Source organism: Marixanthomonas spongiae (assembly GCF_003095375.1).
GTDB classification, from domain to species: Bacteria; Bacteroidota; Bacteroidia; order Flavobacteriales; family Flavobacteriaceae; genus Marixanthomonas; species Marixanthomonas spongiae.
Genome location: NZ_QEHR01000007.1, coordinates 238,908 through 262,720 on the forward strand (window position 1 = coordinate 238,908; position 23,813 = coordinate 262,720).

Below are 23,813 nucleotides of genomic sequence, written 5' to 3' on the forward strand. Positions count from 1 at the left end.
CTGCAAAATACTAAAATTATAGTGAAATGACGCCGTCCACTTCAGAAACTTGCAAATATTTCTCAATTACGGCATCGGGTGAGTCCATGGTCACCTTAATTGATAAACTGGTATAGTTCCCTTTTGAAGAATCCCGGGTGTTGATCATGGCACCTGTTTCATCGAAAATGGCTTCAATCTCGGCTATTTTTTCCAAACTGGAAGGAACGATAAATTTATAGAGGTATTCTGAAGGCCAAGTAGTATGGGCTTCCAGCTGTTCGCGGAGCCGGTTGTAAAACGCTTCGGTCTTGTTGTTTTCTTTCATGGAGTTATTTCTAGTTAAGAGTACAAAGGTACACCTTTCAGTATCAATAAATATTTGTTTACTTTGCACAAAAACCATTCCGCTTGAAAACAAAACGAATTGTAATCACCGGAGGTCCCGGCACTGGAAAAACCACTTTGATCGATGCGCTCGAGAAAAAAGGATACCACTGCCTGCCAGAAGTATCTAGGGAAATCACAAAACAAGCACAGCAAAAAGGCGTGGAACAGTTGTTTTTGACCGATCCTATATTGTTCAGCAAACGGTTGTTGGAAGGACGGTTGCAACAATTTAAAGACGCAAATCAATACGAAGCACCATTTTTGTTCTACGATCGGGGCTTGCCCGATGTAACTGCCTACATGGACTATGCCAAAACTGCATATCCTGAAAGCTTTACCAACCAATGCGAAGAGCATAGATACGATAGTGTTTTTTTACTGCCTCCCTGGAAAAACATATACAAACAAGACAATGAACGCTACGAAAGTTTTGAAGAAGCCGAGAAAATTCATACTGCACTTTTAAAGGGGTATGAAAACTATGGTTATGACGTTCAATTGGTTCCAGTAGGTACTGTAGAAGATCGGATTTCATACATACTTGATAATTTGAAACAAGCCCGTTGAAAACACCACTGCAAATTCTGGAAAACTTTTGGGGCTTTACCTCCTTTAAACCAATGCAGGAGGAAATTATCGCTTCGGTTTTAAACGATAGGGACACCGTTGCCCTCTTGCCCACCGGTGGCGGGAAGTCGATGTGCTTTCAAATTCCAACGTTGATAAAAGAAGGGACATGCATCGTGGTGTCGCCTTTGATTGCGTTGATGGCAGACCAGGTAAATGCTTTAAAAGACCGAGGTATCAAAGCCATGCACATTTCAGGAGGGATCTCGTTTTCAACCTTGCAAACCAGTATGGACAATATTTTGTATGGTAACTATAAATTTTTATACCTCTCGCCCGAACGCTTGCAACAAGAACTCGTGCAGAACACCATTAGACAACTTAACGTAAGCTTGATTGCCGTGGACGAGGCCCATTGTATCTCGCAATGGGGTAACGATTTTCGTCCAGCTTATAAAAACATTACCGTTTTAAGGGAATTAAAGCCCTTGGCACCCATTGTTGCATTAACGGCAACGGCTACACCCGAGGTACTGGAAGACACCATCAACGAATTGAACTTAGAACTGCCGGCTGTTTTTAAAAACTCGTTTGTGCGTTCCAATTTAGCCTACAAAGTACATCAAGTTGATGACAAGCTCTACCATATAGAACAACTGTTAAAAACCAATACCGGATCTGCTATAATCTATGTAAGAAGTAGGAAAAGTGCAGTTGAAACCAGCAACCATCTCAATAAACTGGAGCTTCGAAGCACATTTTACCACGGTGGGATCTCAAAAAAAGAAAAAGACGACCGCTTGGAACAATGGCGCAGCGGAAGCATTCCCACGATGGTGGCCACCAATGCTTTTGGCATGGGCATCGACCATCCCAATGTGCGGTTTGTGATCCACATCCAACTACCCGAGAGTTTAGAAAGTTATTTTCAGGAAGCCGGTCGGGCTGGACGCGACGGCCAGTATGCCCAAGCCGTGGTGCTTTATAACGAGTATGACAAACAATTGGTTGAAAAACAATTCATTAAAGCGCTTCCCACGCCTAAGGACCTGAAAAACATTTACCGGAAATTGAATAATTACTTTCAAATACCGTATGGCGAAGGGGAGTTTGAGCAGTTCAGTTTCAGTTTTACCGAATTTTGCAGCACCTATCAACTAAACACCTTGCTGGCTTTCAACGCTTTAAACACTCTGGATAGGTTGGCCGTGATACAACTTTCAAAAGAGTTTGGCCGAAAATCGAACGTGCAGTTTTTAATGCCTTCGGAAAAAGTACTGAAATATTTTTCTGGCGATCCCACTGCCTCCATTATAGGGAAAACCATCCTTAGGCTGTACGGAGGGATTTTTGAAATGCCCACGGGAATCAATTTAGAGCTGGTTTCAAAAAAAACCGGGCAATCGGTTGCGGCAATTATTTCGGCATTGCAGAAAATGGAACGCGATGGCGTAATTGAATTGCTTTTAAAGATTACCGATGCCACGATCACCTTTTTAAAACCCCGGGAAGACGACAAAACCATTAATGTGATCGCCAAGGAGGTGAAAAATCTGAACGAGAAGAAAAAAAGACAAGTGGCTTCGGTTGTTCAGTATATTGAAAACGACCGCGAATGCCGTAGCGTTCAGTTGGTTTCCTATTTTGGCGATGTAGAAGCTAAAACCTGCGGAATCTGTTCGGTGTGCGCTTCCCAGAAAAATACGGCGAGCAAAAGTGAAATGGAGCATATTTCAGAAAAAATATTCCAATTGCTGGAAGAACGAGATATGGATGCCCGTGAACTGAAGGAAAAAAGTACTTTTGCAACCGAAAAGCTTATTTATGCCTTGCGTTTGCTCTTAGAAAGCGGCAAGGTAAAACTGAATACAAAAAACCAATATTACTTACATTGATGAGAGATTTACGCATTGTTTTTATGGGCACGCCCGATTTTGCCGTTGGCGTATTAAAAAAATTGCTGGAAGAGGGAAAAAACATCGTTGGTGTGGTTACAGCCCCCGATAGGCCTGCCGGCAGGGGACGAAAATTGAAACCTTCTGCCGTAAAGGAATTTGCACTGTCAAAAAACCTGCCCGTTTTGCAACCTACAAAGCTAAAAGAGGAGGCGTTTTTGACCCAATTGAAAACCTTGGAAGCCAATTTACAGATTGTTGTGGCTTTCCGTATGCTGCCCAAAGTAGTCTGGAATATGCCCGAATACGGCACGTTCAACCTACATGCTTCCCTCCTGCCCCATTACCGTGGTGCTGCGCCTATAAACTGGGCCATTATGAACCAGGAGAAAGAAACGGGCGTTACCACATTTTTCATCGATGAAAAAATAGATACCGGGGCGGTAATCTTAAAAGAAGTGGTTCCCATTTCGGAAATTGAAACGGCCGGGACCTTGCACGATACCTTAATGGCCCTTGGCAGCGAACTGGTTGTGAAAACCGTTTCCTTAATTGAAGCGGGCCAAGCAACTGCTATTGCACAAAACCAAGACAGTATCTTGCAAGAAGCCCCAAAGCTAACTTCTGAAAACACCCGCATAAACTGGAACAACACCGTAGAGCAGATCGATGCCTTTATAAGGGGGCTGTCCCCTTATCCGGTAGCTTGGAGCGTACTCAAGAATGATAGTGAAACCTTAAAAGCAAAAATTTATTCGGCAAGTAAAGAAAGTGTTGCTCACAACGAGAAACCCGGTACCATAACCACCGATAAAAAGCACGTGAGGGTGGCCGCAAAAAACGGGTATATATATATTAAAGACATGCAATTACCGGGAAAACGAAAAATGGACATTGCCTCGCTCTTAAATGGTTTTTCTTTTGCAAAAGACGCAAAATTGGTGTAAGCCCTTGTCATTGCTCATGTTGTTAAAATGAACAGAAAATTGGCTTTGGTTGTTAACAAACTGCCAAAGTTATTAACAAAAACCCCGATTTAGCACGCCATTCCTTGCATGAACCGATAATCCGTTTAAATTTGTAGAGCATTTAAATAAAGTTTAACCAACAATTTAATTTTAAAAATTAAACTATGAACAAATCAGATTTAATCGACGCAATGGCAGAAGATGCCGGAATTACAAAAGCAGCTGCCAAAAAAGCATTGGAGTCTTTCCTAGAAAACGTAGAGGGAGCACTTAAAAAAGGAAACAGAGTATCGTTAGTAGGATTCGGTTCTTGGTCAGTATCTAGAAGAGCTGCCCGTGAAGGTAGAAACCCTCAAACAGGTAAAACCATTAAAATCGCTGCTAAAAACGTAGTTAAGTTTAAAGCAGGATCAGATTTACAGAGCGCTGTAAACTAAGCAAGAAATTGCCTACTTTAAAACAGACCCTGCCTTTGGCGGGGTTTTTTTATGGGTTTTTCTATGCAATAAATATCCGTATGAGTTGGATATTCAAAAATTAATGTTTAGATTTATTTTACAAAATTTCCTGCATGACTACTCTTAAACCATCCAAAGGATTATTATTAGTAGCAGAACCTTCTATTATTGGGGATGTTTCTTTTAACAGGTCGGTCGTTTTGTTGGCCGAACACAACCATGAGGGATCCGTTGGATTTATCCTCAACAAACCCCTTGAATATACCTTAAAAGATTTTATTCCCGAAGTGAGCTCAGAGCTCCCGGTTTACAATGGTGGCCCAGTTGAACAGGATAACCTCTACTTTATTCACCGCATCCCGGCATTGATTCCCAACAGTATTGAAATATCCAACGGTATTTATTGGGGCGGTGATTTTAATTCGGTGATGGATCTATTGCTTCAGGAAAAGATAGACGACTCACAGATTCGGTTCTTTTTAGGCTATTCGGGTTGGGAAAGCACGCAATTAGAGCAGGAACTGCAGCTCAACAGTTGGGTGGTTGCAGCCAATGAGTATAAAAACGAAATCATTGGTAAACCTTACGCCAATTTCTGGAAAGAAAAAATGATCGAGTTTGGTGGCGATTACCTTATTTGGTCCAATTCGCCCGAAAACCCTACTTACAACTAAGCCAACCGCGCTTTTACGTTCAGTTTTGCCAACAATTCCTTGGCAACATCATTTCTATATTCTTTTTTGCGGTATTTTGAAACAGGCTGTATTCCTGTAATGACATTGGTTATAAAAATCTCGTCTGCTTTTTGGAGCTCAAAAGGGGAAACCGATGCCTCTTCTAAAATATAATCGGGCAGCTGCCCCAAAATCTTAATGATCTGCTTTCTTAGGATGCCATTTAAACAACCATCTTGAATAGGAGGTGTTTTTATTTTATAATCGTTCACTAAAAAAATATTTCCGTTCAGGGCCTCCACCACTTGTTTTTTTTCATTCAGCAACAAACAATTGGCATAGTTGTTTTCTTGCGCATAGACACTTCCCAAAACGTTCAATATCTTGTTATTGGTTTTTAATGTGGAAAGCATCCCAGAATAAGCATAATGGTCTTTGAACAATTCAATTTCATAAAAAGAATCGCTCAAGGTATAAAATGGGGTGTCTAAAACTTCCGAAGAAATTAAAAAACCTACCTCATTGGTTGTGGGGGAATACTTTCCTCCGGTTTTTCGCCACACCAATATCTTTGCCCGAAAAGCCCCATTGTTACCATCTTGGGCACGAATGGTTTCCAAAACCTGTTCTTCTAAATATTCTGGCGTAAAACTCATAGGGATTTCCATGCGCAACATTCGCATAGAAGCCATTAATCGAAAATAATGATCTTCCCAAAAGTAAATTTTGCCCCCAGAAACGCGAAGTGTTTCAAAAACAGCATCGCCATAGTTGAGGCCGCGGTTATCGGGCAATATCCCTGTGTTGGTTTGTTGCAGTGTTCCGTTGAAATTGATCATGAAAAAAGCCGTTTTTACTTTGAAACATTTCAAAATAATACGGCGCAAATATACTATAAAAAGGAAGGATTCCTTAGGTAGAACCCAATACCTGTTTTAAATCTGAAACCATGTTGTCCCATAACATTTTCCCTTCATCTACCTCGTCTTCTTCGGCATAATCGGTGATCATCAAGGAAACGTCTTTGGTAATTTCGTCCACTTGAATGCGCAGTTCAAAATAGTAATCGGTGTCTTCGTCGTCAACCCAACGGAACTTGATGCGCTCTCCGCTTTTCTTGCCTAATAATTTGGCTTTTTCTTCACTGCCCTCCCAGATAAAGGTAAAATATTCGCCACGGGAGTTCACGTTATCGGCATACCATTCGCTCATCCCCGAAGGCGTGGAAATATACTGGTACAGCAACGATGGGGACACCTGTATGGGGAACTCCATCTCGTATTTTATTTTGTCTTCCATAGTTTTTCTGTTAGTTAGAGCCCAATATATAGATTAAAATCCAGTATTGAAAAGAAAGGGGAACGATTTTTTTGTTTTGGGGTTCAATTTCGCAAGCCTTAAAATTATATCAGAAACCACCCTGAGAAGCCGAAACATCAAAAAAAGTAATACCTTTAGTTAGTCTTTCACAATCAGAAGAATAGAAAAATCAATAGCACTTAACAACAATCATTATGAAATGACTTTTATTTCTTTGAAGAGCAATACGGTAAAATGACCAAATATTTTCTTTTCAAAAATTGATGCAAAAAACAAACTGTTTTTTTTTGCACCACATTAATTTGTTTCTATCTTTGCACCCGCATTTGCTTAAATAGCGCAAGTGCAACGAATCAACAAATTTGGCGAGGTAGCTCAGGTGGTTAGAGCGTCGGATTCATAACCCGGAGGTCAGGGGTTCAAGTCCCCTTCTCGCTACAACAAGCCTTCCTTAGTTTAAGGAGGGCTTTTTTGTTTCCAAAACCATTATTAATGAAAAATATAGTTGTTTTAAGCCTAATCTTGCTTGTTGTTACCTCCTGCTCCAAAGATGATTCACCTCATGAAGAAATAAACGAAACACCTACTGGGTTAAAGTTGGTTCAAGAAAAAACGATTTCTATCGAAAATGGTACGGAAAAAGTCGTTCACTTGTCAGAATACACCTATTACGATACTGGCAAGTTAAGAGAAGTTGAAAACACAACCGAAAATGGAACTTTTGTTTCCACTTACATCTATACTGACCAGGCTATAAAAGTTGAATATTCAAATGGTGGTTATTGGGAGTTTATCCAGCAAGGAGATTTAATCGTTTCGAGTAGCTTATACAGTGACGATGATGACTCCTATCCAACATGTTTTAAATATGAATATAATACAGACGAAGTATTAATATCTAGAGAAGAGATAAAAGGCGAGAATTTTTCTTGTTTTGTTAAATACATCAATTATATAAACGGAAACCATCAAACCATAGAAGACAACTGCAACAATCTTAGAATTAAAAATGAATTTGACACTGCAAAAAATCCAAGTTATACACTTGGCATCGATGCGATTATAAAATCATCAGGCATGTCTAAAAACAATGAGAAAAAAATCGTTTCCTATTATCTAACGCAAGGTACTAAATCAACCGACAGCTTAACGTACAACTACAACGAAAACAATTATCCGGTAGAACGAAAAGTTTATCGCAACGGTACGTTAAAGTTTAGAACTGAATACACCTACAACTAATTCTTATGGGTATTTTTTATGAAAGACTGTTAAGGATTAAGGTTTAATTATATTCTAGCTGTAATCTTTCAATTCCAGTTTCAAACATTCGCGTATAATCCATCACATTGTCCACGCCATCGAGAGCACATAGATACGCTACAACAGCACAAAGACCTTTGAACAGTGTTTCTTTTGAAGTAGGGTTTACAGGTTTTTTACCATTTCGGTTCAATGGAATTGAAAATCCGCAGCTTTTTAAAAAAACCGCTTCTATTTCCAATAATTGCTGGGGCGTGTATCCTTGTATCGTGCGGCCCAGCCGTTGATGCACCAAGCCCACATAATTTAATTGCAACGAACCGTGGAAATCACTGAAATGTTTCCAATTATCTTTATTGTCGCAAATATTTCCCACAGCGCATTGCACACAGCATTCGGGGTTCAACGTATCTCCGTTAAACGCTTTATAGAGTTTTGATAGGGCGTTTTCCAGTCGTTTTGGAGTATCCATACTACATTGGTTTCCATTATACTTCCCTTAAATTTACTGAAATATAAAGATACCAGCTGTTCATTTTAGAAAATTTTTACAAATTCCTTTTTTTGCACTATTTCAAAAACCAAAAACACAACACTAATTTTTAGTTTCAGAAAAACCTACTTCTTTTTAAACCCCTATCTTCGCAAAAAAACAATCGAAATGTTACAAGCCGTTTTGTTCGATATGGACGGGGTGATCGTCAATACCGAACCCTTGCACAAAAAAGCCTATTTCAAGATGTTTAACGACGTTAATATTGATGTTTCCGAAGAAATGTACGAAGCGTTCACAGGCCAATCTACCATTAACATTTGCAAACAGCTCTGCTCCCATTTTGCACTTACGCAAGCGCCTGAAACCTTAATGGCTACCAAACGCAAACATTTTAAACGCCTTTTCACCACCGATAACGATTTGGATTTATTGGAGGGTGTGCTCCCATTAATCAAAGAGTATTATACTAATGGGCTCACCTTGGTGCTGGCCTCTTCAGCTTCCATGCCCAACATCAACCGTATTTTTAAGCGGTTTGATTTGGATCAATATTTCACCGCAAAGTTAAGTGGCGCCGATTTAAAAGCTTCTAAACCCCATCCGGAAATTTTCATTAAAGCTGCGGAAGCCGCCGGACAGGAAAAAAACAAATGCATGGTCATCGAAGACTCCACCAACGGGATTGCCGCTGCCAAAGCCGCCGGTATTTTTTGTGTAGGTTATGACAGTTTGCATTCCAAAAATCAGGATTATTCAAAAGCTGATGTGGTGGTTTCCAATTTTGAAGCAATTTCCTACGATAAGGCGAAGCGGTTTTTTGTCTGATTTTAATATTAAGGCGATGCTAAAGAAATAGCCGAAAATTTATACCGATTTAAAAAGATGTCCGATCAAGAGCTGAAAGTATACTATAAAAGAGCTTTGGCAATGGATTGTTTGGCGAAGATACATAGAATTTACTGACAATAGCAATAAACAAGGAATTTAAAAGACGTATTAAAGAAAGTCCTATTACCTATAAAAATGGGCTGTTGGTAAGCAAAAGAAAGAAGTGTTTGAAGACCAGTTAAACATCCAATTAACCTTTTGCAAATCGGCTACCCGATGTAGTTTATATTATTTCACCTAAGGTGCAAGGGTGGTTTATGCTGTAAAGGTTAAAATTAATTTTTGTACTTTTAAAAGCGCCCCATAACAATAAACCTTCAAGTTATGGATTCTATTTTAGACCCGATGCCTGCTTCGGTTTCAGAAAACCTAAAGTTGTTTCAAGCCGATCTATCCTCAAAAATACCTGCAAAGGCATTGGACAGAAACCTTTTAATCGCCACTTGGAACATCAGGGCTTTTGGAAACTTGACCCGAAAGTGGCAATCTCAGGAAGACGACTCGCCAAAACGGGACTTGCAAAGCATTGTTTGCATTGCCGAAATTATAAGCCGGTTCGATGTGATCGCCATACAAGAAGTAAAAAGCAATATTCGGGCGTTGCGCGATACCTTGAAATTGCTGGGAGATCATTGGTCCCTTATTTTAACCGATGTCACCAAAGGAAGCGCTGGAAACGGAGAACGGATGGCGTATCTTTTTGATACTAGAAGGGTCAACCTTTCGGGATTGGCCTGCGAATTGGTCGTTCCGAAAGAATGGTCTTCTGGAGTTGACAATCACGTTTTAGAAAACCAATTTGTGCGTACGCCTTACGCCGTTAGTTTTAAATCGTGTGGCCAGACGTTTATTTTGGTTACACTACATATAAAATACGGCAAAAAATCCAGCGATCGCATTGCCGAACTTAAATGGATTGCCAAGTGGCTGGCCGATTGGGCTGGCGATATAAATGCGTATCATCAAAACCTGATAACCCTTGGCGACTTTAATATTGATGAACGAGGGGATTTACTAAACAAAACCTTTTTAGAAGAAGGGTTGTACGTTCCTCCTGCTCTGCAAAACGAAGTAGTTACACGTTCCATTTTCAATGAAACCAAATACTACGATCAAATCGCGTGGTTTATGAACAACCAACACGTGCCCAATTTGAGTTTAGAATTTAAAACCGGCGGGCATTTTGATTTTCTGTCCACAGCTTTAACCAATAGGGATTTGACCAAACAGCGTCTTTCCTTTATGCTTTCGGATCACTACCCACTTTGGGCGGAGTTTAGGTTGTAAACTATAACAACTTAGCCCGCAACTCAGCGAATGAAACAGAGTCTTGCTCACCACTTTTCATGTGTTTTAACGTATAAGTTTCAGCTTGCATTTCGTTGCCGCCAGCTAAAACCGTATAGGGTATGTTGCGCTTATCGGCGTAGCCCATTTGTTTTCCCATTTTTGTAGCATCTGGGTATAATTCGGCAGTAATACCTTCTTTACGAAGCTTTGAAATGGCTTTCATAGCATATAGTGCTTCTTCTTCACCAAAATTGATAAACAATACTTTGGTGTTAGCAGAAACCGTTTCAGGGAATAGCCCTAACTCTTCCAATACTAAGTAAATTCGGTCCAGACCAAAAGAAATCCCTACCCCGCTCATGTTTTTGAGGCCAAAAATACCGGTCAAATCATCATACCGGCCACCGCCGCCAATGCTGCCCATTTTCACTTCTTTTGGCGCAGCCACTTCAAAAATGGCGCCGGTGTAATAGTTTAGTCCGCGGGCTAAGGTTACGTCAATTTCCAGTGTTGCGGTTTGTAATTCTAACGCTGTTATGGTTTGGACTATAAATTCGAGTTCGTTTACGCCCTCCATCCCTGTTTCAGAAGAAGCCAACAATTCTTTTAACAACTCCAATTTTTCCGAAGCAGTCCCGCTTACCTGAAACAACGGTTGTAGTTTTTCAATGGCATCTTCAGAAATACCTTTGTCGCGCATTTCTTTTTTAACACCGTCCTCCCCTATTTTATCGAGTTTGTCAAGTGCAACGGTGAAATCAATCAATTTGTCTGACTCCCCAATTACTTCGGCAATGCCGCTCAACACTTTCCGGTTGTTGATTTTTATGGTGACATTTTCCAAGTTTAGTTTACTAAAAACGGCATCGTACAATTGCACAAACTCTACTTCTTGCCAAAGTGATTTACTTCCCACCACATCGGCATCACATTGAAAAAACTCCCTAAACCGCCCTTTTTGGGGTCGATCAGCCCGCCAAACCGGTTGTATTTGATAGCGTTTAAACGGAAAATCTATTTCGTTTTGGTGTTGCACCACATAGCGCGCAAAAGGTACGGTAAGATCGTACCGAAGGGCTTTTTCTGAAATTTGTGATGACAATCTTGTAGTATCAATAAAATTTTCATCATTTAATTTCTTAATAAACGCAATATGTAAGGCATATTGTAAACCATCAACATTTTCATTAGTTTCATTCTCTTCGCATAGTTTTAAATAAGAGGTTTGGTTTTCTAAAATCAGTCTTTTTATAAAATTTCTTTCTTTTTTTGTTGCAAAGTACTCCGATAAATTTAGTTCATTCAAATTTTTCGAATCTTCTTTATTGACAGACTTGGATAAAAAATTAAGAAAATTTCGGTGGAATTCATTCGATAAAAAAATAGCTGCAGCAGTCTTGCGCATAAAATCACCACTATTTAATATTTTAAAAATCAACCGGTCGCCTTCATCGCCGTATTTTCCCATCAAGGTTTCGCTGTTTTCAAACGACGGCGTTTCAATAGGTTGAAAACCATACGTATTAAAACAATCTTTTATGGTATCGACAATATAATTTCGTTTTACTACTTCGGTAGGCGAAAAATCGCGGGTGCCTTTGGGTATAGATGGTTTTTTCAAGAGAATTATTTTTTATATTTCCGATTTAGGATTTACGATTTTAAATGAAAATTATACAATGATCGTTTGTAAATCGTTGTTCGTATTTCATTGCCGGTGGCTTCGATATACTTCGGCTCCGCTCAGTACACCGCATTTTTCGTTTTAAGTCCAATTGGTCATTAAACTGAGTATTGTTTAAAAAATGAAAAACACTCAGCCACCTTTATATTTCTTTTTTATACTTCAATTTCAGTTTCGAATTCGAATTCAACTTCAATTTCAACTTCATCGCTGCAAATATCTTAAATTATTGGCTAACTTGTAACTTTAACGGCTGTTAATAGTCTAATGGGTAACCTTAATCTATATCTATGTTTTCATTGTTTCGCGAAAATGTGCGTATTGCGCTGGATTCCATTAAAAGCCAATTGTTGCGAACTATCCTTACCGTGGTTATCATAGCCATTGGTATTTGGGCGTTGGTGGGGATCCTTAGTGCTGTAAAGGTTTTGGAGAATACCATATCGGACAATTTTGCGTCCATGGGCGCCAACACCTTTAATGTACAGCGGTACGAACTTCAAGTACAGAGCCAACGCGGTGGGGAACGTAAAAAGATTAACCCCATTATTAGCTATAACGATGTGCGCGAATTTGAGGACAAATACAATTACCCCATGACGCAGACGGCCATTTCGTTTAGGGGAACGGGGACGGCCGAAGTAAAGTACGAAAACGAAAAAACCGATCCTGAAGTACAGGTATATGGCGTTAACGAACATTATTTATTGAATACGGGCACCGAAATAGAACGCGGCAGGAATTTTACGTTTTTCGATATCCAAAACAATAATAAAGTGTGTTTATTGGGATCCGATTTTCTGAAAAATTTATTCGAAAATGAAAATCCGTTGAACAAGACCATTAGCATTCGTGGCGTTAAATTTAAGGTCGTTGGGGTTTTGGAGTCCAAAGGCTCTACTTTTGGGAACAACCAGGATTTAAAAGTATTGATTCCCATACAGGTGGCGCGCGGTATTTTTACGCAGCCCGACATTAATTACACCATAAGTGTTCGGGTAGCTGACAAAGAAATTATGCAGGGCGCACAAGATGAAGCGATTATTACCTTCAGAAATATTAGGGGTTTGAATCCTGTGGAAGAAAACAATTTTGGGATACTGCGAAGTGATGACTTAATCAATCAAATTGCTGAAATAGGGCTTTATATGACCACTGCAGCTTGGATTATTAGCATCATTACCATTTTAGGGTCCTCCATTGCGTTGATGAACATTATGTTAGTTTCGGTAACCGAGCGGACGCGTGAAATTGGCGTGCGAAAAGCCTTGGGGGCAAAACGGTCCACCATATCGACTCAGTTTTTTATGGAAACCATTGTTATTGGACAGTTTGGGAGTATCCTTGGTATTGTTTTGGGTATCCTTACCGGTTTTATTTTCGCCAAAGCTTTCGATTTTGACTTCTCCCTGCCGTGGGCGGCGATGATCTGGGCGACCATCATCACTTTTATCGTGGCGGTTATCGCGGGATCCTATCCGGCAACCAAAGCGGCGAAACTGGATCCGATTGAGAGTTTACGGTACGAGTAAATTAATTGGTGGTTGGCGGAGGCTTCGATACGTTTCTCGTCTCTCGAAACACTCAGCCACCTTGTTTTTTAGTTAAGTTTCTAAAATATCACGAAATCTTATTCAAAATATCTTCAAAAAAACGGTACAGCTCCCCTTTTGTGATAATGGCGCCTTGTTCTATCAATTTAAAGATATCGCCGCTCCTATCATTGGAAAATTTCTTGTTGGCGGTATAAAACTCCACATCGTCGGTCATAAAGTTTTTTTGAAGCCACGCATAACCATCGGCCGTGGTGATGTCTTTGGTTTTGTCCATCACTTTTACCGAAATAAGCTTCATTTGCTCTGCTTCAATCTTAAAAAGAAACAATTGTTGCGGGGCCATATTTTCTAAATATTCGGCTTTTTGCAATACCCCTTCCCATACCAAATCACTGAAGATGTCCAATTCTTCTTCGGCTATGTTGGGCTTGTTGGCTTTAATGTCGGCCCATTCGTCAGCTGTGATGGATTGCGTTGCGAGAAAATTAATAAACTCCGTGTGCAGTTCTTCAAATTGCTCTTTCGTAAGGCGTGCGTATTTCATGTTATTATAGTTTATAATCGGTCATTTCGGTACAATCCCGAAGCGCTTCGCTTTCGGGATCACTCAATAACCTTTAATATTGCTCAACAATTAGTGATTGCCTGGCTTTAATACAATTACTCAACCATCTTTTTAGTCCAAAATAAAGGTGGTTGAGTGATTACAATGCTTTCGTAAAGCGAAAACATTGAAATTGTATCGAAACCCCCGATTTAAAATTTCAACTTAAAAGAAAACCTTCTTCAATTTCATGAAGAAGGTTTTTCTATATTATTTCAGTATAAAAGATTACTGGTTTTCCGCTACTACATCAAATGTAAAAGTTTCGATCACATCTCTGTGGAAACGGATGGTAGCTTCATACTGTCCAGTGCGCTTAATGGCACCCCCAGTAATGGAAATGAATTTTTTATCGATGGTTACATCTTCTTTCTCCAAGGCATCAGCAAGGTCTGCGTTGGTAACTGAACCAAACAGCTTATCCTTTTCACCGGTTTTTGCGGTGATTTTCAACTCAAGGATTTTATTGAGTTTGTCAGCCTCTTCTTGAGCTTCCTCGATTACTTTGCGCTCTTTGTAGGCTTGCTGTTTTAGTTTTTCCTCTAGTGCTTTCTTGGCAGATGGAGTTGCTAAAGTTGCATACCCACGTGGAATTAGGTAGTTTCTACCGTATCCGTTTTTTACAGACACTACATCATCTGTAAAGCCCAGATTTTCTACGTCTTGTTTTAATATAAGTTCCATATTGCTATCTGGTTTTTATTTGTATAAATCGGTTACGTACGGCATCAACGCTAAGTGGCGCGCTCTTTTTACGGCAACGGCGACTTTGCGCTGGTACTTTAACGATGTCCCTGTTAACCTGCGGGGCAACAATTTACCTTGCTCGTTCACGAAGCTCATTAAAAAGTCTGGATCTTTGTAATCGATGTACTTAATTCCAGATCGTTGAAAACGACAGTACTTTTTCGCTTTTGTGGTTTCTATGTTCAACGGGGTCAGGTATCTGATTTCCCCATCTTTTTTTCCTTTTGCTTGTTCTTGAATCGATGCCATACCTTATGCTTTTGCTTTTTGTTTGTTGTTTCGGTTACGTCTTTTCTCTGCCCAGGCAATTGCGTGCTTGTCCAGCTTAACAGTAAGGTAACGCATAATACGCTCGTCCCTTCTAAACTCGATTTCCATAGTGTTTATGGAATCGCCGGGTGCAGTGAATTCAAATAAATGGTAAAAACCACTTTTTTTGTGTTGGATTGCGTAGGCCAGTTTTTTAAGCCCCCAATCTTCTTTGGATATCATCTTTGCACCTTTAGAAACAAGAATATCTTCGTATTTCTTTACTGTTTCCTTTATCTGTTCTTCAGATAAAACGGGATTTAAGATGAAAACAGTTTCGTAATGATTCATAAAAAATCGATTAAAATTAATAATTTAACTTTTGGCTTCTTGCCAAGAGCGTGCAAAAATACTGTTTTATTTATTATTTTCAAATCTATTTTTAAAACAATCAAAAAAACATTTATCAGACATTTCTTACACTGTAAGACTAAACCCATTTTTTTTCGACAAAAGTTAAAAAAACTTGCCTTTCATCGATATTTTAATTATAATTGTTGAACCAAACTATCTAACTGTTAGCCTCGTGGACAAACCAATATTAAAATGTGTCATTGTTGATGACTCTACCTTACAACGACTTTCTATCGTAAAATTGATAGAAAACCACCCCTCACTGGACCTTATTGCCGAATACAACAACGCCATTGAAGCAAAAATGGGATTGGCAAACAACGATATCGACCTTATCTTCCTTGATATTGAAATGCCCATTCTCTCTGGTTTCGATCTCTTGGATGACCTTACCAAAAAACCACAAATTATTTTTGTTACCGGAAAAACCAAGTATGCCTTTAAAGCGTTTGATTATGATGCCGTAGATTACCTGCGCAAACCAATATCCAAAGAGCGCTTTTTAAACGCTGTGCACAAGGTAATTACCAATTATAAACTTAAAAACGACGAGGGGTTTGATGATGAAGATTTCATCTTCGTTAAAAGCAACCTCAAAAAACGTAAAGTCTTCCTTAACGAATTGCGTTACATTGAAGCTCTTGGCGATTATGTAAAACTGGTGACCGAACACGATGCCTTGGTGGTACTTTCTACTATGAAGGCTTTTGAAGCCTTGCTTCCCAGTGACCGTTTTTTGCGCATACACAAATCGTACATTGTAAACCTCGAAAAGATTGAACGTTACAACAGTAAGGTGATTGAGTTGGACAACCAACAACTCCCGCTTAGCCGTAACCGCAAAAACGATCTGGTAGAAGCACTTTCTGCTTCCATGAAATCTTAGTGGTTGTCCACGTCTATCGTTAATTTCACACTGGAAAACTCCTTGATGGAATTAAAACTCTGCGCTACCCTGTTAATGTACTGCTTGGTTTTTTCCAGCGACTGTTTTTTCGGAATCTTGATTAAAATGTTGCTTATATAAAGGTTCCGTATCCTGCCTATGGGTGGTTGCTCGGGGCCCAGTACCTGCGGTCCCAATTTATTTTCCAACGCCTGCCCAAACCATTTGGCTGCTTTTAGCATTTTTTGCAAATTGCGATCCTTACAGGTAATTTTTATCGTTCTGTAATAAGGTGGGTATTTGTATTGGTAACGATCTTCCAGTTGCTGGTTGTACATCCCATCATAATCATTGGTGCTCACCTGTTGTAAAATTTGATGGTAGGGATTGTAAGTTTGTATCAATACTTTTCCGCGCTTGCTGGTACGGCCTGCCCTTCCTGAAACTTGCTGCAACAACTGAAAACTGCGTTCATGCGCCCTGAAATCAGGAAAATTTAAAAGGTTATCGGCATTCATAACACCTACCAAACTGATATTCCTGAAATCCAATCCCTTGGCCAGCATCTGTGTCCCTACCAAAATATCTATTTCTTCGTTCTCCAGTTTATCGATCAGTTTGGCGTGCGCATGCTTTTTGCGCGTGGTATCTTGGTCCATACGGGCGATTTTGTGCTCTGGAAAGAGCGCTTTCAATTCGGTTTCAACTTGCTGGGTACCAAAACCTTTGGTATCCAATGTTTCGCTTCCGCAGGCCATGCACGACAACTGCATGGCAATGTGGTAGCCGCAATAATGGCAACGGAGTTCGTTTTTATATTGATGGTAGGTCAAGCTCACGTCGCAGTTGGGGCATTGGGGCGATGTGCCACAGGTGGTGCACTCCACGATTGGCGAATATCCCCTTCGGTTTTGAAACAGGATCACTTGCTCGCCCAACTTTAAAACTTCGTTCATTTCTTCCAAGAGCCGATCGCTAAAATGCCCTTTCATCCTTTTTTTCTTGTTCTTTTCTTTTAAATCGACCAGTTCAATTTCTGGCATCAGGACATCGCCATATCGGGTCTTCAAGTTGACCAAACCATATTTACCGTTGGTGGCATTATAATAGCTCTCCAAAGAAGGTGTGGCAGAGCCCATCAATACTTTTGCGTGATGCAACTTGGCCAAAACCACTGCCGCATCACGACCGTGGTAGCGTGGCGACGGATTATATTGCTTAAAAGAGGGCTCGTGTTCTTCATCGACCAACACCAGCCCCAAGTTGTTAAAAGGTAAAAACAACGAAGACCGCGCGCCAATGACTATCTGTGCCTTTGGTTTAGCTTGCAGCACATTGTTCCACACTTCTACCCGTTCGTTGACCGAATATTTGGAATGGTATACCGCCACCTTGGCGCCAAAATAACGTTGCAACCTGGAAATCAATTGGGTGGTGAGGGCAATTTCAGGAAGCATGTACAGCACTTGTTTCCCGCTCTCGATCAATTCGGAAATAAGACGGACGTAAATTTCTGTTTTTCCGCTGGACGTAACCCCGTGCAAGAGTGTTATATCTTGGGTTTTAAACGTTTCTTTTATTTCTGAAAAAGCAATTTCCTGAGCCTTGTTCAGTTTCTTGATATTTGAAGCTGCCTCACCGCTGTACTGAACCCGGTCTTTTTTAATGTAATATGCTTGCAATATTTCTTTATCGATCAGCGATTTTATCACGTTTAAAGAGGTGTCGCTCTGCTTCTGAAGCTGTTTCACGCTTACGGGCTTGTTGCTTTGGGCAGTTAACATAAACAGGTTCATTACTACTTCCCGTTGTTTTGGGGCGTTGGAAAGCGTTTCTTCCAAAAGGAGTTTCAACTCTGCTTCGGAAGCGTATTTTGAAGCGAGTTTTACATACCGCTTTAGTTTGGGTTTGTACTGCTCGTACACTTCCTCTTGCACCTGGACTATTTTCTTTTCGATTAACTTATCCAATACGGCCACCACGTTTTTTTTATCCAGCACAGAGCGAACGTCGTTTATGTGCAGCGTTGGCTGATGCTGTAGGGCTTCAAAAATCAAAAACTCCTCATCGGTTAATTTTTCTTCAGAAACATCGGTTTTGGCCAAAGAAATAATGGTTTCGCTTTCCAATAAAAAAGCACTGGGCAAGGCGGCACGGATCACTTCGCCCAAAGTGCACATATAATACGATGCCATCCACTCCCAATGTTTTATTTGAGTAGCGGTTATTACGGGCGACTCATCCAAAATATGGTCAATGTCCTTGGTTTCATACCCCGAAGGTGGTGTTTGGTGCACTTGGTAAACAATGGCGGTAAACACTTTTGATTTCCCAAAAGGAACCGCCACGCGCATCCCTTGTTGAAGAAATGCGGCTTCATCTTTGTTTACCTTGTAGGTGAACTTTTGTTTTAAGGGAATGGGAAGAATGACGTCTATATAGAACAAAGCGCTTTTTTAAGAATTAATGGTAGGTTTTAGCCAACAAGAGAGTTGAGCCGAATGGGTTTGAAACGTTAACGTATCGGTTTTGGGTTTGATGATTATTTTTTTGCCGTAAAATTTTGGTTCTACATGAAACAGCAGGTCCAAAAAAACCTTGGTGCGGGCAAAATATCCCCTTATTTTCACTTTCAGCCCGTTTTTGCCGGCTACATCTTCGGCATTGAAGCCTATAGCCGTCATGCCGTTTTTTTCGGCTAAATAAATGGCTCGTTGGTTATGGAATTTTTGTGAAATGACCGTAATGTGTTCTTGCCCAAACACTTCTTTGGCCCGAACCACTGAATCTAAAGTTCGGAAACCGGCATAATCCAAGTAGATCACGGCCTCGGGAACGCCTCTTTTTACCAAGGCCCGTTTAAAATCCATAGGTTCATTGTAATATTTTGTGGCGTTATCACCACTTACCAATATAAAATCTATTTTACCTTGCTGATAGAGTGCGACGGCAGCATCGATCCTGTATGTAAAATACGGGTTTATCTGTCCGTTTTTAAGGCGCTTGGAAGTCCCTAAGACCAAACCTACTTTGTTTTTTCCTATTTCAGAAATGGTATTGAATGTTTTGCCCTTCGCAGCATGACCAATGGTATAATTTGAAATAAACATGAACAAAAAAACCGCCAACAGCACTAAAAACAACGTGTATGCCATTTTCTTTATGGACAGTGCTTTTAAACAGGTTTTCAATTTCATTTAAATTAAGGTTTTAGTGATTTTGCACCTTGATGGCTTGATTACAATATATTCAATAAAATTTACGGAGACAATCTATTTAACACCCACTTGTGCTATTTAGTAAAAAGGCTGTAGATTTCTGTTTTTTTATCTTTCAATTCACGCCGCAACCAAAAAAGGCCCCTCCAAATAGAGCGACCTTATTTTCGGTTACAAAGAAAAGGTTATTCTTGGCGGTACCAATACTGGGTTCTCCCCAACAAAGAGAAACCAATGTAGCCGCGCACCTTTAATTTGTTGTCGTTTTCCAGCTCAATGTAGCACTTGTACAGTTTTCCGCTGTTGGGGTCCAGGATTTTCCCGTCGTTGTACTCATCGCCATCTTTTTCGAGGCCTTTGATGATGACTAGCCCCAAAATAGGCTTGCCTTTGTCCGCGCCCGGGCAATCCACGCAAGTCGCATCTTTTTTGTCGGGATTGAGTATTTCGACTACTTTTCCGTACATCTTTCCGTTTTCTTTATAAATCTCGACAATGGATTTTGCTTCACCGGTTTCATCGTCTATGGTTTTCCATTTTCCGGTTACGTCTTGCGCTACCGCCGTAAAAGCAGTGATCGCAGCTAAAATAGTGGTTAAAAATAGATTTTTCATCAGTTTAAGTATTGGGTTATTTTTTGTTTTTAGAATCGTTACCGTTGCCGTCTTCTTTGTTTCTGTCCCTGAGCAATTGAAGCGAAAGGTTTAGTTCAAACCCCAACAACAACAGGTTCGAATTTATCCAAATATAGAACAACATAATTAAAAGTGCCCCAAGTGAGCCGTACAATTCGTTGTAATTTGAAAAATTATTGATATAAATACCAAATAAATAGGTGGTCACCATAAATAAAATAGTGGTCATCAAAGCTCCAAACGAAAAAAACCGGGATTCCTTGCCTTGTTTGGTGCCAAAATAGTACAAAATGGAAACAATGGTATAGACCATAACAAACAACAGGACCAATTGCAAGGTCGAAATTAACCCCACACGATCATTAATATACGCTTTGCCCACCAATTGATTGATAAGGTACTCGCCGTATAAAATGGCGCCTACCGTTGTTAACATTAACAATGCCAGTAAAATAGCGACACCAAAAGCTACGGCATATTGCCTAAAAAAAGTTCGGTTTATAGTAACGTGCACCGAGTACTCAAAAGCACTAAAAATAGCATTTACGCCATTGGCCGATAAAAACATGGCCAAAATAATGGAAAACGAAAGCAAGCCGCCCCTTGGGTTCACGGCAATATCGGCAATTACGGGATAAAACAAATCGGCAGTTTGTGGGGGCAACAGCTTTTCAATAAAAATCAAGAACTGGGTTAAAAAACCATCGATGAAGTCCAAATAAGGGATTAAATTGAGTATAAACAGCAAAAAAGGGAAAATGGCAACAAAAAAACTGTACGCAATCGAGCTGGCTCGAGAAGAAAAAGTACCTTTTATGATCCCAGAACCATAAATGTCCAGTAAATGATAGAGCGAAAGGCCGTTGGTGCCCGGTATTTTAACCTTTTTGCTCCATTTTGCCAAGGTACGGATAACCGGCAGGTTTTCTATGTTCAACGTTTCGTTTTCGGCCATTAAACTGCTTTTAAGCTTAAATCCATATTGTGAACCGAATGGGTCAGTGCCCCGCTGCTTATGTAATCTACACCGCACTCAGCGTATTTACGGGCGGTTTCGAGGGTTATCCCGCCACTGGATTCCGTTAGGCAGGTATCGCCTATCATTTGGACCGCTTTTTTGGTATCGCTATAATTAAAGTTATCGATTAAAATACGGTACACACCCTTATTTTGCAAGATTTCTTCAATTTCTTTAAGGTTTCTCGCCTCTACGATTATTTTTAAGTGAAGGTTATGTTGGTTTAAATACGCCTGTGTTTTTTCTATGGCCTTGGTAATACCGCCGCAAAAATCGATGTGGTTATCTTTTAGCATAATCATATCGTAAAGGGCAAAACGGTGGTTTTCCCCACCTCCTATTTTAACCGCCCATTTTTCCAAAGCACGAATACCGGGAGTGGTCTTTCGGGTATCCAGAATTTGAGTCTTGGTGCCTTCCAGTAGTTTTACATAGGCATGGGTTTTTGTAGCAATGGCGCTCATACGCTGCATCGCGTTCAATACCAAACGTTCCGATTTTAAAATCGACTGCGACAGTCCGGTTACATAAAAACAGATATCGCCCTTTTTTACTGGGCGTCCATCTTTTATTTTTACTTCCACTTTAAGGCCGGCATCCACAAACTCAAAAACCTGCCGAGCAAAGTCTACCCCGGCAATGATGCCATCGTCCTTAACCAATAGTTTGGCTTTGCCCGTTGCATCTTCCGGGATACAGGCCAATGAACTGTGATCACCATCGCCTACATCTTCCCGTATGGCATTGGTTATTATTAAATCTATTTCTTTTTTAAACTGTTTTTCTGAAATCATCGCAATCAATTTTCAGCTAAAATACTAAAAACAGCCCTCATTTTCGGTATGAGTTGCACTTTGGAACACATTTTGATTTTTTCAGAAGTAAAACCCATTAAATTTCTCATTATGAAAAACGATCTCTATACCAAAACCATCTTAACTGTTATCGCCATTTGCTTGACCATTAATGTAATAAAAGACCTTGAAATTATTCCCAAGGCACATGCTTCAAAAAATACGGTTGAAACATCATCAGATTATAAATTAGTTCCCATTAGCGACAACAATACCTTGGATGTACGCATTGTGGATATCGACACCTATGACGAACTCGACGTGAACATCAACAGTATTGACACATACGACGAGCTGAAAGTAAACATCAACAGTATTGACAGCGATGACGAACTGAATGTGAACATTGACGAGGTTGGTGGTCAATATGTTACTCACGGAGGACCGCTACCCGTTAAAACCAATTAATTAAGCCTCTTTTTTAAACGGCCTGATAATCAGTCTTGCCGCACGGTCATAGTTAATATAGCTGTAGGTCCAATTAAAAAATGTAACGACCCGGTTGCGGAAGCCTACCAGAAACCAAAGGTGGACAAACATCCAGATAAACCAGGCGATAAACCCACCAAAGTGCATTTTTTTAATATCGACCACCGCCTTGTTGCGGCCCACTGTGGCCATGGTGCCTTTGTCTAAATATTCAAATGGTTCCAGCGGTTTTCCCTTGAGCAGCCGCTTGAAATTGTCCCCTAAATGCTTGCCTTGCTGAATGGCCGGTTGTGCAACCTGTGGATGCCCTTTGGGATAGGCTTCGGTCTCCATCAAGGCAATATCGCCTAAAGCAAAAATGGCATCGGTGCCTTTTACTTTGCTATACTCATTAACATAATACCGATTTATTTTTTCCATCAAAGCACTGCCGTCAATACCTTTTACAGGATTTCCCGTAACACCGGCGGCCCAGATAAACGCTTCTGTTTCATAACTTTTGCCGTCTTTGGTGGTTACTGTTATTCCATCATAGTCCTCGATCATGGTATTCACGTGCACCTGTACGCCCAAACGCTCTAAAAAATTCTGTGCCATTTTTGAGGCTTTTTCACTCATGGGTGGCAACACACGATCCATGCCCTCTAACAAATGGACGTGCATTTCGGCTTCGTTCATTTCGGTGTAATCGTCTTCAAGGATGCTGTTTTTAAATTCGGCCAAGGCTCCTGCCAATTCCACTCCGGTAGGCCCCGCACCGGCAATGACGAAGTTCAATAAGCGTTTGCGTTGATTTGGGTCTTCGGTCCTGTCGGCCTTTTCAATATTCTGAAGCATTAGGCTGCGAATGTTCAATGCCTGTGGCACTGTTTTCATGGGCATGCTGTTTTTCTCGATGTTTTGGTTGCCAAAATAATTAGTCTTGGTTCCTGTGGCCAGTACCAAATAATCATACGCCAGGTTACCTATGGTGGTTTCTATTTCCTTTTTTTCTTTATTGATATAAGTTACTTCGGCCAATCGGAAATGGAAATTGTTGTTTTTCCTGAAAATTTTCCGAAGTGGATACGCAATAGAATCTGGTTCCAGCCCAGAAGTGGACACTTGGTACAACAAAGGCTGAAAGGTATGGTAATTGTTTATGTCGAACAGGACAATCTGTACGTTTTCATTTTTTATTTTTTTTATAAAGTTGATGCCGGCAAATCCACCGCCCACAACAATCACGCGGGGTTTTTGGGTTTTTGGTATATTCATGTTTATCGGTTATCCCTTAAAATTAGCAATAGTTTAGCTGCCTTTCATAAAAATGAGTATTTTTTGTGAATATT

At 40.3% G+C, this 23,813-nt stretch carries 26 protein-coding genes and 1 tRNA gene; 12 read left to right on the plus strand and 15 right to left on the minus strand.

The annotated features are described in order from the left end of the window. Positions 1 to 16 precede the first annotated feature (16 nt). The gene (locus DDV96_RS12290; RefSeq protein WP_116695062.1) at positions 17 to 307 is read right to left on the minus strand and encodes a DUF493 family protein; all 291 of its coding nucleotides are present in this window, start codon (positions 305 to 307) and stop codon (positions 17 to 19) included. Between the two features lie 83 nt (positions 308 to 390). Here DDV96_RS12290 and DDV96_RS12295 point away from each other — a divergent pair, with 83 nt between their 5' ends. The 5 genes from DDV96_RS12295 to DDV96_RS12315 all read left to right on the plus strand — a co-directional run bounded on the left by DDV96_RS12295 (position 391) and on the right by DDV96_RS12315 (position 4,931). Then, the gene (locus tag DDV96_RS12295) at positions 391 to 936 is read left to right on the plus strand and encodes an AAA family ATPase (protein ID WP_116695063.1); all 546 of its coding nucleotides are present in this window, start codon (positions 391 to 393) and stop codon (positions 934 to 936) included. Further along, positions 933 to 2,831, plus strand: a complete 1,899-nt coding sequence (locus DDV96_RS12300) for a RecQ family ATP-dependent DNA helicase (RefSeq protein WP_116695064.1) — start codon at positions 933 to 935, stop codon at positions 2,829 to 2,831. The genes DDV96_RS12295 and DDV96_RS12300 overlap by 4 nt, the downstream gene beginning before the upstream one ends. Beyond that, entirely contained in the window at positions 2,831 to 3,778 is a 948-nt protein-coding gene (gene fmt, locus DDV96_RS12305; RefSeq protein WP_116695065.1) for a methionyl-tRNA formyltransferase, read from the plus strand. Before DDV96_RS12300 ends, fmt begins: the two co-directional genes overlap by 1 nt. Positions 3,779 to 3,963: 185 nt before the next feature. Continuing rightward, positions 3,964 to 4,236: an HU family DNA-binding protein gene (locus DDV96_RS12310; protein WP_116695066.1), complete on the plus strand. Its 273-nt coding sequence runs from the start codon at positions 3,964 to 3,966 to the stop codon at positions 4,234 to 4,236. A gap of 134 nt (positions 4,237 to 4,370) precedes the next feature. Next, a complete protein-coding gene (locus DDV96_RS12315) occupies positions 4,371 to 4,931 on the plus strand; it encodes a YqgE/AlgH family protein (RefSeq protein ID WP_116695067.1) in 561 nt (186 codons plus the stop codon). On the opposite strand, the gene DDV96_RS12320 is transcribed toward DDV96_RS12315, so the two are convergent. Together DDV96_RS12320 and DDV96_RS12325 are read right to left on the minus strand one after the other, a co-directional pair. Then, the gene (locus tag DDV96_RS12320; RefSeq protein WP_116695068.1) at positions 4,928 to 5,770 is read right to left on the minus strand and encodes an aminotransferase class IV; all 843 of its coding nucleotides are present in this window, start codon (positions 5,768 to 5,770) and stop codon (positions 4,928 to 4,930) included. The two genes, DDV96_RS12315 and DDV96_RS12320, sit on opposite strands and share 4 nt — an antisense overlap. A gap of 73 nt (positions 5,771 to 5,843) precedes the next feature. Further along, positions 5,844 to 6,230 (minus strand): START-like domain-containing protein, encoded by a 387-nt coding sequence (locus DDV96_RS12325; protein ID WP_116695069.1) that lies wholly within the window; start codon positions 6,228 to 6,230, stop codon positions 5,844 to 5,846. 385 nt (positions 6,231 to 6,615) lie between these two features. Here DDV96_RS12325 and DDV96_RS12330 point away from each other — a divergent pair. Both DDV96_RS12330 and DDV96_RS12335 read left to right on the plus strand, forming a co-directional pair. After that, a tRNA-Met gene (locus DDV96_RS12330) sits at positions 6,616 to 6,689 on the plus strand. A 54-nt stretch (positions 6,690 to 6,743) separates the two neighbouring features. Then, entirely contained in the window at positions 6,744 to 7,493 is a 750-nt protein-coding gene (locus DDV96_RS12335; RefSeq protein WP_116695070.1) for a hypothetical protein, read from the plus strand. 43 nt (positions 7,494 to 7,536) lie between these two features. On the opposite strand, the gene DDV96_RS12340 is transcribed toward DDV96_RS12335, so the two are convergent. Further along, positions 7,537 to 7,986: a Na(+)-translocating NADH-quinone reductase subunit F gene (locus DDV96_RS12340; protein ID WP_116695071.1), complete on the minus strand. Its 450-nt coding sequence runs from the start codon at positions 7,984 to 7,986 to the stop codon at positions 7,537 to 7,539. Positions 7,987 to 8,175: 189 nt separating this feature from the next. Here DDV96_RS12340 and DDV96_RS12345 point away from each other — a divergent pair, with 189 nt between their 5' ends. After that, positions 8,176 to 8,835: an HAD family hydrolase gene (locus DDV96_RS12345; protein WP_116695072.1), complete on the plus strand. Its 660-nt coding sequence runs from the start codon at positions 8,176 to 8,178 to the stop codon at positions 8,833 to 8,835. Positions 8,836 to 9,222: 387 nt separating this feature from the next. Next, positions 9,223 to 10,185, plus strand: a complete 963-nt coding sequence (locus DDV96_RS12350) for an endonuclease/exonuclease/phosphatase family protein (protein ID WP_116695073.1) — start codon at positions 9,223 to 9,225, stop codon at positions 10,183 to 10,185. A gap of 1 nt (position 10,186) precedes the next feature. Here the strand turns inward: DDV96_RS12350 and hisS are convergent, their stop codons facing one another. Continuing rightward, complete coding sequence (gene hisS, locus DDV96_RS12355; protein WP_116695074.1) at positions 10,187 to 11,809, minus strand: histidine--tRNA ligase; 1,623 nt, start codon at positions 11,807 to 11,809, stop codon at positions 10,187 to 10,189. A 353-nt stretch (positions 11,810 to 12,162) separates the two neighbouring features. Between hisS and DDV96_RS12360 the strand changes: the two genes are divergently transcribed. Continuing rightward, positions 12,163 to 13,404 (plus strand): ABC transporter permease, encoded by a 1,242-nt coding sequence (locus DDV96_RS12360; RefSeq protein ID WP_116695075.1) that lies wholly within the window; start codon positions 12,163 to 12,165, stop codon positions 13,402 to 13,404. A gap of 88 nt (positions 13,405 to 13,492) precedes the next feature. Here the strand turns inward: DDV96_RS12360 and DDV96_RS12365 are convergent, their stop codons facing one another. The 4 genes from DDV96_RS12365 to rpsF all read right to left on the minus strand — a co-directional run bounded on the left by DDV96_RS12365 (position 13,493) and on the right by rpsF (position 15,379). Next, positions 13,493 to 13,972, minus strand: coding sequence for a DUF6495 family protein (locus DDV96_RS12365; RefSeq protein ID WP_116695076.1), 480 nt, complete (start codon positions 13,970 to 13,972; stop codon positions 13,493 to 13,495). Positions 13,973 to 14,260: 288 nt separating this feature from the next. Further along, entirely contained in the window at positions 14,261 to 14,716 is a 456-nt protein-coding gene (gene rplI / locus DDV96_RS12370; protein WP_116695077.1) for a 50S ribosomal protein L9, read from the minus strand. A gap of 15 nt (positions 14,717 to 14,731) precedes the next feature. After that, positions 14,732 to 15,028 (minus strand): 30S ribosomal protein S18, encoded by a 297-nt coding sequence (gene rpsR, locus DDV96_RS12375; protein ID WP_116695078.1) that lies wholly within the window; start codon positions 15,026 to 15,028, stop codon positions 14,732 to 14,734. Between the two features lie 3 nt (positions 15,029 to 15,031). Beyond that, positions 15,032 to 15,379, minus strand: coding sequence for a 30S ribosomal protein S6 (gene rpsF / locus DDV96_RS12380; protein WP_116695079.1), 348 nt, complete (start codon positions 15,377 to 15,379; stop codon positions 15,032 to 15,034). Positions 15,380 to 15,614: 235 nt separating this feature from the next. On the opposite strand from rpsF, the gene DDV96_RS12385 reads away from it, so the two are divergent. After that, a complete protein-coding gene (locus tag DDV96_RS12385) occupies positions 15,615 to 16,328 on the plus strand; it encodes a LytR/AlgR family response regulator transcription factor (RefSeq protein WP_116695105.1) in 714 nt (237 codons plus the stop codon). On the opposite strand, the gene priA is transcribed toward DDV96_RS12385, so the two are convergent. The 5 genes from priA to nadC all read right to left on the minus strand — a co-directional run bounded on the left by priA (position 16,325) and on the right by nadC (position 21,993). Next, a complete protein-coding gene (gene priA, locus DDV96_RS12390) occupies positions 16,325 to 18,775 on the minus strand; it encodes a replication restart helicase PriA (RefSeq protein ID WP_116695080.1) in 2,451 nt (816 codons plus the stop codon). The genes DDV96_RS12385 and priA overlap by 4 nt on opposite strands. A gap of 9 nt (positions 18,776 to 18,784) precedes the next feature. Beyond that, positions 18,785 to 19,525, minus strand: coding sequence for a SanA/YdcF family protein (locus tag DDV96_RS12395; protein WP_240607718.1), 741 nt, complete (start codon positions 19,523 to 19,525; stop codon positions 18,785 to 18,787). A gap of 206 nt (positions 19,526 to 19,731) precedes the next feature. Next, positions 19,732 to 20,160, minus strand: a complete 429-nt coding sequence (locus tag DDV96_RS12400) for a DUF2147 domain-containing protein (protein ID WP_116695081.1) — start codon at positions 20,158 to 20,160, stop codon at positions 19,732 to 19,734. Between the two features lie 16 nt (positions 20,161 to 20,176). Next, on the minus strand, positions 20,177 to 21,136 hold the full coding sequence (locus DDV96_RS12405) for a YihY/virulence factor BrkB family protein (RefSeq protein ID WP_116695082.1): 960 nt from the start codon (positions 21,134 to 21,136) through the stop codon (positions 20,177 to 20,179). Next, entirely contained in the window at positions 21,136 to 21,993 is an 858-nt protein-coding gene (gene nadC, locus DDV96_RS12410; RefSeq protein WP_116695083.1) for a carboxylating nicotinate-nucleotide diphosphorylase, read from the minus strand. The genes DDV96_RS12405 and nadC overlap by 1 nt, the downstream gene beginning before the upstream one ends. A gap of 111 nt (positions 21,994 to 22,104) precedes the next feature. Here nadC and DDV96_RS12415 point away from each other — a divergent pair, with 111 nt between their 5' ends. After that, the gene (locus DDV96_RS12415; protein WP_116695107.1) at positions 22,105 to 22,461 is read left to right on the plus strand and encodes a hypothetical protein; all 357 of its coding nucleotides are present in this window, start codon (positions 22,105 to 22,107) and stop codon (positions 22,459 to 22,461) included. On the opposite strand, the gene DDV96_RS12420 is transcribed toward DDV96_RS12415, so the two are convergent. Continuing rightward, positions 22,462 to 23,739 carry an NAD(P)/FAD-dependent oxidoreductase gene (locus DDV96_RS12420; protein WP_116695084.1) on the minus strand — a complete coding sequence of 426 codons (1,278 nt, stop codon included), beginning with the start codon at positions 23,737 to 23,739 and terminating at the stop codon, positions 22,462 to 22,464. It lies immediately after the preceding gene. Positions 23,740 to 23,813: the final 74 nt, after the last annotated feature.